We start from the raw sequence: 14,995 nt of genomic DNA on the forward strand, positions 1-14,995 counted from the left end.
ACGACTTAATGAAAACACTAACTGTTAATTTAGTGTTTAAAAGGTTTTATTAATGTTGGGGTTTCTTTGTTAGAATGGCGCCGATAATAACTTAAAGAAAGGGATCCTTTATATGGGGCGCAAAATCACACTGCTAATGTTACTGAGTATAGTACTGAGTATGGTCATAAGTATGGCTTATGCTCAAGAACGACCTTCAGTCGGATTAGTATTAAGTGGTGGTGGAGCAAAAGGGTCTGCTCATATTGGCGTGCTTAAAGTACTAGAGAAAAACCGCATTCCGGTGGATTATGTCACGGGTACCAGTATTGGCTCCTATGTCGGTGGTATGTATGCACTGGGTTATACCGCCACTGAAATTGAAGACATCATGCTTAACTCTCCATGGGCAGAAGGTTATTCAGATACCATTCCCCGTGAAGACCTTTCATTTCGAGACAAACAACACCGCGATAAATTCAATATCCCCATTAACGTAGGTTATAAAGATGGCGGCCTTGCTGCACCTAGTGGCTTGTTACGAGGCCAGACCATGTCGCAGTTATTGCGTGACTCAACCGATTTGGTTGAACAGTTTGGCGACTTCGACGACTTAGCTATTCCGTTTCGCGCCGTGGCCACAGACTTAACGACCAGCCATGCTGTGATATTAGCAAAAGGCAGTATTGTCAAAGCCATGCAAGCTTCTGCGACCGTTCCTGGCGCACTTCAACCTGCTGAGATAGATGGAAAATTATTGGTTGATGGTGGTATATCCAACAATATGCCTATCGATGTGATTAAAGCGATGGGCGCCGATGTTGTGATAGCGATTGATATTGGCTCACCATTGGCCTCTAAAGAAGAGCTGGATAGCACGATAGCGGTACTTGAACAGCTATCGACTATTCTGACCATGGCCACGACTCAACATCAGAAGACATTACTGGTTGAAGGTGATGTGCTTATTCGCCCTGCTATTGATAATATGAGTACCACTGATTTTGAAATTATGCCTCAGGCATTAGAAGCGGGTCGAATAGCAGGTGAAGCAGCATTGCCAATGCTGGCTCATTTAGGTGTCAGTGAGAAAGAGTATCAGCAATATCAAGCTGATAAAAAACAAATTAAAAACCGACTAGTGAATCAAGTTAACCGTCCTGCTACGCAAATTGTATTCGTCAATGATTCCAAGGTTAGCGAGCGATTGTTACGTGAGGAGTTGAACCTTAAAGAAGGTGAGGTTATCACCAAAGAAGCATTAGAGGCTGGAGTAAAGCGGCTATATTCATTGAATAAGTTCGAGCGTGTTGATGCTGAATTTGAAGACACTGAAGAAGGACGCATACTAACCATCAATACACATGCTAAATCTTGGGGACCGAATTATTTTGATGTTGGTTTTAATTGGGAAGATGACTTTACGTTAGACTCAGCGATAACCTTAAGCTTAGCCTACACCATGGGTGAACTGACTAATAATGGTGGAGAATGGCGCAATGAAGTGCAGTTAGGGTACGAGAAACGTATTAGTACTGAATTTTATCAGCCGTTCAGTAAAGACCAAGATTACTACGGCCGTGTTCATTATGAATATGAAATCAAAGATTGGGATTTCTACGATGGCAATGAACGAGAGTATGAACTAAAAAACGCCTTACATCAGTTTGCGGTTGGCGTAGGTTACAATTATTCCCATGCAGGCTTAATTGAATTAGGTGCCGTGGGAGAAGCCGGTACTTTATCAAACCGTGCCGTGTCGCAAATCGATTTGGATTACAAGTCGAAAGGGGGTTACTTCATGGCAACCTTCGATACGCTAAATAGCATTAGTTTCCCAACCGAAGGACAGCGTCTCACATTTAAAGCATCAGTTCGTGATGAAGAATATAAAGGCGCCATAATCGAAGATTCCGGTGAGCTATCATGGCACTACGAAGCAGATTGGAAAGGTGCGTTAAAGCTAGGTAATCACGCTATTGTGGGCAAGGTAGAGCTTGCAACCGTTGATGTGGACAGAGAGTTTACATTACATGTCTCTGAGCTTGGTGGCTTCTTAAACTTATCGGGGTATCACAAAGGCGCATTAGCTGGGGCACATAAAGCATTTGGTGCGTTAATTTATCAATATGACTTAGGACGTGATGTATTACTGTCAGATGTTCCTTTATACCTTGGTACCAGTTTCGAAGGCGGTAATGTCTGGGTTAATAGAGATAATGTAGATTTAGATGATCTGATTTATGCTGGCAGTTTATATCTTGGTACAGACACTAGCTGGGGGCCTGCAGCCTTGGGCGTGGGCTTTACTGACACGGGTGAACAAGCATTCTATCTATTCATCGGTAAAAACTTCTAACCGTTAAATAGCATCATAAAAAAAGCTGCCATAGGGCAGCTTTTTTTATGATGTAAATACCAGTATCACCCGAGTACCTCAGTTAATAAGCCGAGATGCTCGAGTTGATGGTGACCAATTTGCCAGCGAGATTGCTGGGCAAGTTCAGCTGCTGGTATAGCCACCGTTTGCATTGAAGCGGCTCTTGCGGCGATTAAGCCATTGAATGAGTCTTCTATCGCCAAACAATTCGCCGGAGAAATACCCAGTGCATTCGCGCAGTTAAGATATACCTCAGGATGCGGCTTACCGTATTGCAGGTGTTCAGCAGACTCTATCGCCATGAAGTAATTTTTAATGCCTAATTTTTTCATGACAGCTTCAATTAAATCGGATGACGAAGATGTCGCCAGCCCAATCTTAAGCTGCTTTTGCTGGCATAACTTTAAGGCTTCAACGACACCTCGCATCGGTTCGCCTTCAGTTTCGATAAAGGCGACGACCTTATCAATAATCTGCTGAGCGACGTGCTGATTGTCATAGTTAGGCCAAGGATGTCTTTGATACCAGTAATTAACGACAGCATCGATTCTCAAGCCTGTTGTTACCTCTGCATCCACCAAATTAATTGGTACACCAAATTGATTCATTACTGCGACTTCAGCTTGTTGCCACGCAGGCTCAGTGTCGATAATTATGCCATCCATATCAAAAATAACGGCTTCTATTGGAGTGGAACTCATGACGAACCCTTTTGTTAATTGAATAAACATTCAATAAGCTTGAATAAGTACTCTTTAGAGTCTGATAACTCTATATCTGTACAAAGACTATGCAGAATAGCAAAAAAAATAGCAAAAAATCATCTATGTTATTCAATTGCTTTGTAGGATTAATTTAAATCCTGTGAGACTATTAAGTTGATGAATTAAATCATTTTTTTTGTTGTTTAAAACTATTGTCTAATTTTATTTGTTTAAAGTGGCTGTTAAATTGTGCTGCGAGCTAAAAATTAGCATCGATTTCGTCTCCATTAGAGTGTGATCTAATTCATACTTTTGCAAACCTGTAGTATACTACGGGTCGGATTTCAAGCCCGAACCTGTGGAATGGTCATTTTTTATGTTTTTCATAGACAATGACGTTCAGTTTCGCTGTTAGGCGCCAAACAAAGAGGAATGTTGCCGTGCTAGAAGCATATCGTAAACACGTCGCAGAACGTGCTGCAGAGGGTGTTGTCCCTAAGCCATTAGATGCACAACAAGTGGCTGAATTAGTGAAGTTAGTTGAGACTCCGCCTGCTGGTGAAGAGGCCGTAATTCTTGACTTATTAGAGAATCGTATTCCCCCTGGTGTTGATGAAGCTGCGTATGTTAAAGCGGCATTCTTAGATGCAGTTGCAAAAGGCACTGTATCGTCACCAATTCTATCTACTGAGCGTGCTACTGAACTACTTGGTACTATGCAAGGTGGTTACAACATTGAGCCGCTTATCGCTCAATTAGATAATGATGCACTTGCGCCAATCGCTGTGACTGCATTATCAAATACCCTATTAATGTTTGATGCTTACCACGACGTGGTAGAAAAAATGCAAGCAGGCAACGCATTTGCTAAGCAAATCGTTACTTCTTGGGCTGAAGCTGAATGGTTCTTAAACCGTCCAAAACTTGCAGACAAAGTATCACTTACCGTATTTAAAGTATCAGGCGAGACAAACACAGATGACTTGTCTCCTGCTCCTGATGCTTGGTCACGTCCAGACATCCCGTTACATGCTTTAGCGATGCTAAAGAATGCGCGTGAAGGCATCGTACCTGATGCTGCTGGTACTGTGGGTCCAATCAAGGAAATTGAAGCACTTAAAACCAAAGGCAACCCACTCGTTTACGTGGGTGATGTTGTTGGTACGGGTTCTTCACGTAAATCAGCAACTAACTCAGTATTATGGTTCATGGGTGATGATATCCCTTATGTACCAAATAAACGTGCTGGTGGTTTCTGTTTAGGTGGCAAAATAGCACCCATCTTCTTTAACACTATGGAAGATGCTGGCGCATTACCAATCGAGCTAGACGTAAGCAAAATGGAAATGGGCGATGTTATCGACATTTATCCATATGAAGGCGTTGTTAAGCGTGGTGGCACTGATGAAGTCATCTCTACGTTTGAGCTGAAAACCGACGTACTACTTGATGAAGTTCGTGCTGGTGGCCGTATTCCACTGATCATTGGCCGTGGCTTAACAGACCGTGCTCGTGAAACGTTAGGTCTTGCTGTTTCTGAAGTATTTGTTCGCCCACAAGATGTTGCTGCGTCTAGCAAAGGTTATACCCTTGCACAAAAGATGGTCGGTAAAGCATGTGGCGTAACAGGTGTTCGTCCAGGTCAGTATTGTGAGCCTAAGATGACCTCTGTTGGTTCTCAAGATACCACAGGTCCTATGACGCGTGATGAACTTAAAGATTTAGCATGTTTAGGCTTCAGCGCCGATTTAACTATGCAGTCTTTCTGTCACACCGCTGCATATCCAAAACCAATTGATGTGAACACGCATCAAACATTGCCTGATTTCATCATGAATCGTGGCGGTGTTGCACTTCGTCCAGGTGACGGGGTTATTCACTCTTGGTTAAACCGTATGCTACTGCCTGATACTGTAGGTACTGGTGGTGATTCACATACGCGTTTCCCAATTGGTATTTCTTTCCCTGCGGGTTCTGGCTTAGTGGCTTTCGCTGCTGCAACAGGTGTAATGCCTCTTGATATGCCTGAATCAATTTTGGTTCGCTTTAAAGGTGAGATGCAACCAGGTATCACATTACGTGACCTTGTACATGCTATCCCGCATAAAGCAATTGAAATGGGTTTATTAACGGTTGAGAAAAAAGGCAAAATTAACGCTTTCTCTGGCCGAGTATTAGAAATTGAAGGTCTAGAGCACCTTAAAGTTGAGCAAGCATTCGAATTGTCTGATGCTTCTGCTGAACGTAGTGCTGCTGGTTGTACTATTAAGCTAGACAAAGATCCTATCATTGAATACTTAAACTCTAACATCGTGATGTTGAAGTGGATGATCTCTGAAGGTTACGGCGATCGTCGTACGATTGAACGTCGTATCAAAGGAATGGAAGAGTTCATCGCGAACCCTGAGCTAATGAGCGCTGATAGTGATGCAGAATATGCAGAAGTTATCGAAATTGATTTAGCTGATATCAAAGAGCCTATCCTTTGTGCACCAAACGATCCAGATGATGCAGTATTATTATCATCTGTTGTTGATACCAAAATTGACGAAGTCTTCGTTGGTTCTTGTATGACTAACATCGGTCATTTCCGTGCTACAGGTAAGATGCTTGATAAGTTTGCAACAACGTTACCGACTCGCTTGTGGATTGCTCCACCAACGAAGATGGATAAAGACCAATTAACTGAAGAAGGTTATTACGCCATCTTTGGTCGTGTTGGTGCGCGTATCGAGATCCCAGGTTGTTCATTATGTATGGGTAACCAAGCACGTGTTGCTGAGAACTCAACAGTTGTGTCAACTTCAACACGTAACTTCCCGAACCGTTTAGGTACTGGTGCTAACGTATACTTAGCTTCTGCTGAGTTAGCTGCCGTAGCTGCACTATTGGGTCGTTTACCTTCTCCAGCAGAGTATCAAGAATACGCGAAAGAGTTAGATGCAACAGCAGCTGACACTTACCGTTACTTGAACTTTAATGAGATTGAGTCTTACACCAAGAAAGCTGACAGCGTGATTTTCCAAGCTGCAGTTTAATCTTTAATAAGATGACTTACGTTTAAAAGCGTAAACTGAAAAATGCCAGCGATTAAGCTGGCATTTTTGTGTCTGGGGTTTGGGTTTTGTAGGGTGATAGCTTGCTGCTGGGTAAAATGTCCAAACTGCGTTTGGGAAAAGTCGTGGGTTTTGCTTGAATGCTCATTATGTGTGTATTGAGAGATTTATGGCGCTAACCTCAGCACCATTTACCTCTAGCTCTAAATTAACTTTTTTATTGTGTACAACACTTAAAAAAAGACTAACGATTTTTATGAGCTGAACATAGTAAACTTGTTTTCTGTACTCTTTGTCTGAAGCAAAAAAGAATCCCATGCAACCTTGACCTCCAGGAACAAATGGCGAATATATTTTGCTATGGATAAATTGATTACATAATCTTTCCAATGCTAATTCATTACTATCGCTTTGCCCAAAGTTGTATTTTTTAGACCACTTTTCATCAACAATACTATCGTGTTCAGATCTAATGGGATGTGAAATTAAACTAGTATTAAAACCAGAAAGTTCCGTACTGAGTAATTTACTTTCTTTAAGTTTACGAATTGCGTAACAACCAAGAAATACAGCTTTCTCTGTTTTAAATTCGAGTTCGTTGTCCCAGACCGTTGTACGATATAAGCTCTCTAAGAATTGTGCTGACTCTTTCAATTCATTTAGCCAATATTCTTTTGTATACACTTCAATCAAGGCTAGACTCCTTTACACATAAATTAACGGTACTAGCAGGGTGGCGCCGTTCATGTTATCTGAGCAGTAAAGCTTTCTCAACACGTGATGCTTGTTTTACCAACTTGACACTCAATATAGAAATATTAATAGGAGATCATTGATGCCAGCCATGTCGTCGTAGGGGCAGGTCTTGATTCTTGCCTGATGCATTCATTCAGGTTTGGAAAATGTGACTCAGCAATTTGTGAAATAGTTATGACTCTAGCAAGCTTTGGGGCAAAACGTTCTACGAACACCAACTCTATACTTCATTTATATTGGCTCTGTTTCGGTAGTCCATTACTTCAATCTAATCCATTGCCTGCCGCAGGCTTATGTGCAGATACAACTGCGAGACGCTGCAAGTACATCCCTGTAAGCTCTGCCAAAACATCCATGTTTTGGAAGCTCGCTGCTGCATCTACACTAGGATTATTATCTCTTCGATTTGACTGTATTTGTTACAATTTAAAGAGCTAGAAAGCTCAAAAGTTCAGGAACCTAATCTTCTAAAAGACTCTATTTGAATTGAGGGCGTTGAAGAAAGTAGCGTGAGCCTGACAGGATGTCAGGTTAGCTTGTGCGGTGCATGGATTCACCATCGGAAGCGTTAGCATTTTCACTCTTTATAATAAACAGGGTCTGAAGTTAGCAACAAATGAATTTTAAAGCTTGACTGATCCCCCGTTGGAAATCTTTCGCTTCACAGAAAATTTCGCCGGGGCTGCTGGGGTGATCCAAGAGGGGTGAGCAGTTTCACCCTTCTTGGTCTGGTGTGGGCGAAGCGCCACGACCTTGATCTAATTCAAATGGAACTTGATAAGAGCAATCATAGTTAATTCGCAAATAAAGTGAAACGCCACAAGGTTGTGCTCAAAGAAGCTTGGAAATCACAACTTATGAATACTTAATATTCATATCAATCAAGGGTTCACGAGAACCTTTCTCTGCACGTAAACGGGCTAAATAACGTTCCCAGATCTCTACTTGATGGGTGCCAAATTCATGCAATAATTTCCATGAGAATAAGCCTGTGTCATGGCCGTCATCAAAAATGATTTTTACCGCATAGTTGCCTACTGGTTCAATACCCTTGATGTTTACGGCTTTTTTGTGGGTGACTAAAATCGGATTACCATGGCGCTGCACTTCTGCAGACGGAGAGTTAACTCTTAGCATTTCACAAGTGATGTTAAAGACATCACCGTTATCAAAAGTAACCTCAAGTAACTTTGATTTACGCTTTAACTTTAGATTAGTAACAACTGGGCTTTTGTCTTGCTGGCTCATGAAATAGCTCTCTTTTAAGATGCTGTCAGCAACAGTTAAGTTAGCTTGCTGGCAATGATAGACAATAAAAAAGGTGATAGGCCATTGTGGCACTAATCACCTTTATTTTGCTAATCCTGTCGATGCTAAATTAGTTTTAGATCACAGAACGTTTTAGCTTACTGAAAAAGTAAATTCAAGCAGCGCTTAAAGAATAAAGCGGCTTAAGTCTTCATCTTCAACCAAGGTATCTAGATGATCTGTTACATAAGCTTCGTCAATCACAAAGGTGCTACCAGACTTCTCTGATGCATCGTATGAGATTTCTTCCATCAGCTTTTCCATTACAGTATGAAGACGACGTGCACCGATGTTTTCAGTGGTTTCGTTAACCTGCCAAGCGGCATGGGCAATTTTTTCAATACCTGATTCAGCAAACTCAACTTTAACGCCTTCAGTACCCATCAGTGCAACGTATTGCTCGGTTAACGAAGCGTGTGGCTCAGTTAAGATACGTTTAAAGTCATCAGCTGTTAATGCGCTAAGCTCAACACGAATAGGTAAACGACCTTGAAGCTCTGGGATCAAGTCAGATGGTTTTGACATCTGGAAAGCACCAGAAGCAATAAACAAGATATGATCAGTTTTCACCATGCCGTGTTTAGTGGTAACGGTACAGCCTTCAATTAATGGCAGTAAGTCACGTTGCACACCTTCACGTGATACATCAGGACCTGAACTTTCGCCGCGCTTACAAATTTTGTCGATTTCATCTAAGAATACAATACCGTTTTGTTCAACCAAATCGATAGCTTGTTCTTTCATGTCTTCTTGGTTGACTAGTTTGGCAGCTTCTTCTTCGATAAGTAGCTTAAAGGCTTCTTTAATTTTCACCTTCTTGCGCTTTTCTTTAGTCTGGCCCATATTTTGGAACATACTTTGAAGCTGGTTAGTCATTTCTTCCATGCCAGGAGGAGACATAATTTCAACACCAACTTGCGGTGCTGCTAAATCAATATCAATCTCTTTATCGTCTAGCTGGCCTTCACGTAATTTTTTACGGAAAATTTGACGAGTATTTGAGTCATCTTTTTGCTCAGTATTCCAGTCATCTTTTGGCTTTGGTAGCAAGACATCTAGGATACGTTCTTCAGCAAGTTCTTCTGCGCGGTGACGGCCTTTTTTCATTTGCTGTTCGCGTGTCATCTTGATGGCTGAATCCGTTAAGTCACGGATGATTTGTTCAACTTCTTTACCGACATAACCCACTTCAGTAAATTTAGTGGCTTCAACTTTAATGAAAGGCGCGTTAGCAAGTTTTGCTAAACGACGTGCAATTTCAGTTTTACCGACACCAGTTGGGCCAATCATTAAGATGTTTTTTGGCGTCACTTCTTGACGAAATGATGCTTCAAGTTGCATGCGTCTCCAGCGGTTACGCAAAGCAACAGCAACTGAACGTTTTGCATTTTGTTGACCAATGATGTGCGAGTCTAATTCGTGGACAATCTCGCGAGGGGTCATTTCAGACATAAATAATTCCTTACGTTCAATTTAGTAGTCGATTTGCTCAACCGTTTTGTGTTGGTTGGTATATACGCAAATATCACCAGCAATGGTGAGTGACTTTTCAGCAATTTCTCGCGCTGACAAGTCAGTGTTTTGTAGTAATGCTAAAGCAGATGCATGGGCGAAATTACCGCCTGAACCAATAGCAATTAAGTCATGCTCAGGTTGCACTACATCACCGTTACCAGTAATGATTAATGATTCTTTAGTATCTGCAACAATTAGCATGGCTTCTAGGTTGCGAAGCATTTTGTCGGTACGCCAATCTTTAGCCAGTTCGACTGCTGATTTTAATAAGTGGCCTTGATGCATTTCGAGCTTGGTTTCAAAGCGCTCAAAAAGAGTAAATGCATCAGCTGTCCCGCCAGCAAAGCCAGCGATTACTTTATTTTGGTATAAGCGACGCACTTTACGCGCATTGCCTTTCATGACGGTATTGCCGAGGGAAACTTGGCCATCACCAGCGATGACAACTTGATTATTGCGGCGAACAGAAACGATAGTAGTCACGGTAAATCCTCTTAACGACGGCAGCAGTAAAATTGAGTCTGCTGCTGGTTGATAAAACAGATATGGGGATGGTTAGAATAAATTCAAGGCGATTAAAGGGATTGATTCAGTTATATTGTCTTTTGATTACATAATTATAATCTGCAAAATAGCTTGATGGTTTTCAGGTAACTAATTTGCCAAGCATATGAAATTGTTTGGCGAAATATAGAGTAAAAGACTAAGGAAAGTTGTATCTATGTCAAAAAAAGGAATATTGGCACTATCTGTAGTGATAGGCCTAGCTGGTATATTTTTTTATTTCAATCATCAGACTCAAGCCCCCCCTGTAAAAAGTACCGAGTTAACGGCCCCTGTATTATCAGTATTACCGCATGATATTGTCATGGACCCACAACGATTACTTGATGACCCTACTTTAAGTACTGTTGAAGTATTGGCTTCACTAAATGAGATTAAAGCTCAGTGTCGTAAAATGAATGGCGATTTTAGCGCTCAAATTGGGCAAATACATCAAATTATAATCACGGCTTTAGAGCAATCTCTTAAGGATGGTAAAACAGTTAGGGAGTTACTGGCTTATGAAGGGCAATATACAACTCATTATAATGGCTTTGACGATTTACTGCTGAAAGCTCAAGTTAATTTAGCCAGAGAAAAACAAACGATAACGAGTGATGTGGCAGTTCTTGCTAATTGGCAAGGTTTAGACGTTATCAATGGCTTTAATCAGGATGTTATAACATCAATTGTAACTTCAATGGGCGGAATGAGTTCCGAACGTCCAGCAATGACAATGAAGTTTGAGGTTAAGCCTGACATCACTGCTGATGATTTAGCTTTGCTATTAAGCAATCAAGATAACTTTAATACCTATTTAGACTCCTTTATTCAGATTGAAAATACTGCCGCGATTTCGCCATCAATGCTTTTTGTTGCTATAGCAACACAGATGTCTATTGAAGATTTTACGCTTGAAGCAAACGCCAAAACGTTTACCGTTAATGATGTGGCTTTGGCGATAAGAAACCAACTACCTAGTGAGTACATTGAAGTATTACTCAATAATACGACGGCATATGATGAGTTCCCTGCTTTCATTCAAGACCGAGATGGAGCAGGTATTGACGATAGGGGCGGTACTTATTACAACTTGGCTGATGTTGCTGTGAGTGAGTTTGATTTAGCCACACTAAAGTTGTTAGCTAATAAAGGTGTTAAGCCTACCAATGAGCCTGGTATCTTTACCGCAATGGATATTGCGTTATTAAACCTTCCAGAGAACCAAGAGGAGCTTAATGGAGGTACCTCTTTAAATCAGTATATTGACACCCTTACTTACCTCAAAAAGCAGGGGTATAAAGCGCATGGCGTGGCAATGGAACGTGCTAATCAAGAGAATGAAGTTCACTTTAGACCTCCTTATTTAGTCGGCTTCAGATTTACTACACCCATTAAAGGTCTAGGATTAGAGGAAGTCATCAATGACATTGAATTAATCGATGATAGTACCTCTATTGTACCTGCCGCAGTTGATGACTCATTAGTCTCACAAGCGATTATCGCGGCTGATGAAAGGAAGCAACTGCTAGCTGCCCAACGTGCACCTTGCGGTCGTATTGAGCAAGATTTACATGATGCACAGCAGTTTGCTACACCACAAAGTATGGTTGAAATAGTTAAGTCATTAATGAAGCAAGAAGTTGATGTTGGTGCTGAATTACATCGTATTGATCCCGCATTAATTACAGTGTGGCACCAAGAGCTGTTGTATCAAAACCAGCGTAATGAGGCTGCAAGGGTTGAAAATGAGTTTAAGCATTTAATAAAGCAGAACAGAGTGGATGAGGCTGTTATATATGCGTCCACTTATACGCTAACTCAATCAGAAATTGATTTCTTATTACACCATGTGGTTAAAGATGAAAGTTTGACAATCGTTTGGCTGTCTCGAATGCTGCCGAAGAAACCAAGTGGTTTATCGATGTTTGGTGGATTGCCATTGAATAAATGGCAGTCTTTACAAGATGAAAAGTTTGATTTTGCGCTCGAAGACACGTGGGGAAATGATCTGTTTACTGTGGCGGCTCAAAAATCAGTAGAGCATGTTGATTGGTTATTAAAATATGGCCTCAAGCCGAATATGGACATGTTAGGATTAGATCCGTTTGACCTTGCCCTTGAAGATAGTTATAAGCAGCGGAAGTTAACTCAAGCCACTATTAGACTTAGCCAGTTTGTCGATAAAATAGAGCCGAGCCATTTAGCTCGAATTGCCCGTTTGAAAGTGTTTTTCCCTGAGGAATATCAGGCATTAACTGATATTAATAAGCAGTTTATGGTTACTGATGAGATTGAAATGAATCAATATCGGCAGGTGAAAATGTACTTCTAGAAAAAAAAGCGACTGAATACAGTCGCTTTTTTTATGGGGTGAATATTTGAAATTAATATTCCCACAACCAGATCTGGCAGCCATTTATGCCTGCACGTTGCAGTTTATGCCTTGCACGTTCAGCGGCGCGTTTTGACTCAAATGGGCCAAGAATGACTTTATGCCAAACGCCTGTAGTACCTTGAGTCGCTCTTACTTGGGCTTCAAGACCTTGGAAAGCAATCATGGCTTTCATTTCTTCAGCGGGTTCGAGCTTTCTGAATGAAGCGCACTGCATTTGATATGGGCCTTTAGACTTGAGTGCGTCTTCAGGTACGTCGATATCAATGCTTTTGTTTGCTAATTCTTCTAAGTAAGTCCACTCTTCTGTTGGTTTTGGTGGAAGGGCATTAGGATCTTTCTTAGCAGGTTTAGATACCGGCTTTTCAACTGTTTTAGTCGCTGGAGTCACCTGTTCAGTGGCATTGTCTGAACTACCATTGATAGACCATAAAAAGTAACCAAAGCCAACAACCAGTGCAATAACAATAAAGGTCGGCAAATATGGAATAGAACGCTGTTGCTGCGCTTTTTTTCCTCTAGATGCCGGACGCTTTTTAGGACTAGGCTTTTTATTAGCGTAATCTCTGCTCATGTTACATACGCTCTAGCGTTTCGATACCTAACAGAGATAACCCTGTTTTTAGTGTCTTAGCGGTAAGTTGCGATAATAGTAAACGGCTTTGCTTTTGCTCTTCAGTTTCAGCAGCAAGAACTGGGCAAGCTTCATAGAAACTTGAGAACTCACTGGCTAGCTCATAGACATAAGCACACATCACGTGAGGTAAGCCCTTTTCGGTCATGCGGGTTAACACTTCACCAAACTGAGCAAGCTTAGTGCCAAGCTCTTTTTCTTTATCGTGTTCAAGTACGATTTTAGCTTGGCTCAAGTCTATGTTTTCAGCACGTTTGAAGATACCAGCCACACGAGTGTAGGCATAAAGTAAGTAAGGCGCGGTATTGCCTTCAAAGCTGAGCATTTGTTCAAAGCTAAAGATGTAGTCACTGCTGCGGTTCTTAGAAAGGTCAGCGTATTTCACTGAGCTAATACCAACTACGCGGGCGATTTCTAATAGTGTGGCTTCATCCATATCTGGATTCTTGCTACGGACTAGTTCGATTGCACGGGTATTGGCTTCATCAAGTAGGTCAACAAGCTTAACAACACCACCACTACGAGTTTTAAATGGACGGCCATCAGGGCCATTCATAGTACCAAAACCTGTATGCTCTAATGATAAACCTTCACGAACAAATCCAGCGGTTTTAGCAAGCTTGAACACTTGTTGGAAATGCAGTGCTTGGCGTAAATCGACAAAATATAAAGCGCGATCGGCTTTTAATACATTTGAGCGGTAACGCATAGCGGCTAAGTCAGAGGTGGCGTATAAGTAACCGCCATCTGCTTTTTGAATAATAACAGGTAACGGCTCACCTTCTTTAGTGCGGAACTCTTCTTGGAATACCACTTTGGCGCCATTACTTTCGCTGAGTAAACCTTTAGCATCGAGGTCGATAACCACTTGCTCGAGGTCTGCGTTGTATGCACTTTCACCGTGTACGTCTGCACGAGTTAAGCTCACCCCTAAACGCTCATATACCTCATGACAATGATGCAGTGAGATATCGTTAAATTCTTGCCATAACTTATTGCAGTACTCATCACCTGATTGTAATGAAACAACGAGGTTACGCGCACGAGTGGCGAACTCTTCTGACTCATCAAAGCGGACTTTAGCAGCACGGTAAAAAGTTTCTAGGTCTGAAAGTTCAAGTTCAGCTTGCTCACCGTTGGCTGCACGTAATTCTTCCATATAGGCTAATAACATGCCGAATTGGGTGCCCCAATCGCCAACATGGTTTTGACGTATCACGTCATGACCTAAAAATTCCAGTGCACGAACGACACTGTCACCAATGATCGTTGAGCGTAAGTGGCCTACGTGCATTTCTTTGGCAAGATTTGGTGAAGAGTAATCTACAACGATGGTTTGTTTAGTCGGCAATGTCACGCCTAAAGTATCATCGTTAAGTGCATCTTGTAGTTGATTGGCCAGTGCGTTTTCATCAATAAAGAAGTTAATAAACCCTGGGCCTGCGATTTCAACTTTAGCGACATGGCTAGAAGCAGGTAAATTGTCGATGATTAATTGGGCAATATCGCGGGGATTCTTTTTAGCGACTTTTGTCAGCATCATCGCCAAGTTAGTGGCTAAATCTCCATGAGTTTTATCTTTAGTTCGCTCCACCTGAATACGAGCCTGAAAATCAGCTGGGACAAGGCCTTGTTGCTTGAAAGATTCGATGGTTTGTTCTAGTAAAGATGCAATATGTGATTTCATGGGCGTTTATTAGCACTGACTTAAAGTGAAAGACTGGG

General features: G+C 41.6%; 10 protein-coding genes. 3 read left to right on the plus strand and 7 right to left on the minus strand.

What is annotated here, in order from left to right; translation table 11 throughout:
- Positions 1–112 precede the first annotated feature (112 nt).
- Positions 113–2,338, plus strand: coding sequence for a patatin-like phospholipase family protein (locus Q4600_RS05535; RefSeq protein ID WP_303513585.1), 2,226 nt, complete (start codon positions 113–115; stop codon positions 2,336–2,338).
- Between the two features lie 65 nt (positions 2,339–2,403).
- Here Q4600_RS05535 and hxpB read toward each other — a convergent pair whose 3' ends face one another.
- The gene (hxpB, locus tag Q4600_RS05540) at positions 2,404–3,060 is read right to left on the minus strand and encodes a hexitol phosphatase HxpB (RefSeq protein WP_303513588.1); all 657 of its coding nucleotides are present in this window, start codon (positions 3,058–3,060) and stop codon (positions 2,404–2,406) included.
- 443 nt (positions 3,061–3,503) lie between these two features.
- Between hxpB and acnB the strand changes: the two genes are divergently transcribed.
- Entirely contained in the window at positions 3,504–6,101 is a 2,598-nt protein-coding gene (acnB, locus tag Q4600_RS05545) for a bifunctional aconitate hydratase 2/2-methylisocitrate dehydratase (protein WP_229369690.1), read from the plus strand.
- Between the two features lie 165 nt (positions 6,102–6,266).
- On the opposite strand, the gene Q4600_RS05550 is transcribed toward acnB, so the two are convergent.
- The 4 genes from Q4600_RS05550 to hslV all read right to left on the minus strand — a co-directional run bounded on the left by Q4600_RS05550 (position 6,267) and on the right by hslV (position 10,181).
- Entirely contained in the window at positions 6,267–6,812 is a 546-nt protein-coding gene (locus Q4600_RS05550) for a hypothetical protein (RefSeq protein ID WP_303513591.1), read from the minus strand.
- A gap of 918 nt (positions 6,813–7,730) precedes the next feature.
- Complete coding sequence (locus Q4600_RS05555) at positions 7,731–8,123, minus strand: gamma-butyrobetaine hydroxylase-like domain-containing protein (protein ID WP_102527495.1); 393 nt, start codon at positions 8,121–8,123, stop codon at positions 7,731–7,733.
- Positions 8,124–8,309: 186 nt separating this feature from the next.
- Positions 8,310–9,635, minus strand: a complete 1,326-nt coding sequence (gene hslU, locus Q4600_RS05560; protein ID WP_303513593.1) for an ATP-dependent protease ATPase subunit HslU — start codon at positions 9,633–9,635, stop codon at positions 8,310–8,312.
- Between the two features lie 21 nt (positions 9,636–9,656).
- On the minus strand, positions 9,657–10,181 hold the full coding sequence (gene hslV, locus Q4600_RS05565) for an ATP-dependent protease subunit HslV (RefSeq protein WP_102527422.1): 525 nt from the start codon (positions 10,179–10,181) through the stop codon (positions 9,657–9,659).
- Positions 10,182–10,419: 238 nt separating this feature from the next.
- Here hslV and Q4600_RS05570 point away from each other — a divergent pair, with 238 nt between their 5' ends.
- Positions 10,420–12,576 carry a hypothetical protein gene (locus Q4600_RS05570; RefSeq protein ID WP_303513596.1) on the plus strand — a complete coding sequence of 719 codons (2,157 nt, stop codon included), beginning with the start codon at positions 10,420–10,422 and terminating at the stop codon, positions 12,574–12,576.
- Between the two features lie 52 nt (positions 12,577–12,628).
- Here the strand turns inward: Q4600_RS05570 and Q4600_RS05575 are convergent, their stop codons facing one another.
- Together Q4600_RS05575 and argS are read right to left on the minus strand one after the other, a co-directional pair.
- Positions 12,629–13,210: an SPOR domain-containing protein gene (locus Q4600_RS05575; protein ID WP_102527423.1), complete on the minus strand. Its 582-nt coding sequence runs from the start codon at positions 13,208–13,210 to the stop codon at positions 12,629–12,631.
- Between the two features lies 1 nt (position 13,211).
- Entirely contained in the window at positions 13,212–14,957 is a 1,746-nt protein-coding gene (gene argS, locus Q4600_RS05580; RefSeq protein WP_303513600.1) for an arginine--tRNA ligase, read from the minus strand.
- Positions 14,958–14,995: the final 38 nt, after the last annotated feature.

This window comes from Shewanella sp. 2_MG-2023 (assembly GCF_030548905.1).
GTDB classification, from domain to species: Bacteria; Pseudomonadota; Gammaproteobacteria; order Enterobacterales; family Shewanellaceae; genus Shewanella; species Shewanella electrodiphila.

Bases quoted from the DNA above. Each gene is read 5' to 3' on its own strand.
- Q4600_RS05535 (WP_303513585.1), top strand. From the start codon at position 113: ATGGGGCGCAAAATCACACTGCTAATGTTACTGAGTATAGTACTGAGT.
- hxpB (WP_303513588.1), bottom strand. From the start codon at position 3,060: ATGAGTTCCACTCCAATAGAAGCCGTTATTTTTGATATGGATGGCATA.
- Q4600_RS05555 (WP_102527495.1), bottom strand. From the start codon at position 8,123: ATGAGCCAGCAAGACAAAAGCCCAGTTGTTACTAATCTAAAGTTAAAG.
- hslU (WP_303513593.1), bottom strand. From the start codon at position 9,635: ATGTCTGAAATGACCCCTCGCGAGATTGTCCACGAATTAGACTCGCAC.
- Q4600_RS05570 (WP_303513596.1), top strand. From the start codon at position 10,420: ATGTCAAAAAAAGGAATATTGGCACTATCTGTAGTGATAGGCCTAGCT.
- Q4600_RS05575 (WP_102527423.1), bottom strand. From the start codon at position 13,210: ATGAGCAGAGATTACGCTAATAAAAAGCCTAGTCCTAAAAAGCGTCCG.
- argS (WP_303513600.1), bottom strand. From the start codon at position 14,957: ATGAAATCACATATTGCATCTTTACTAGAACAAACCATCGAATCTTTC.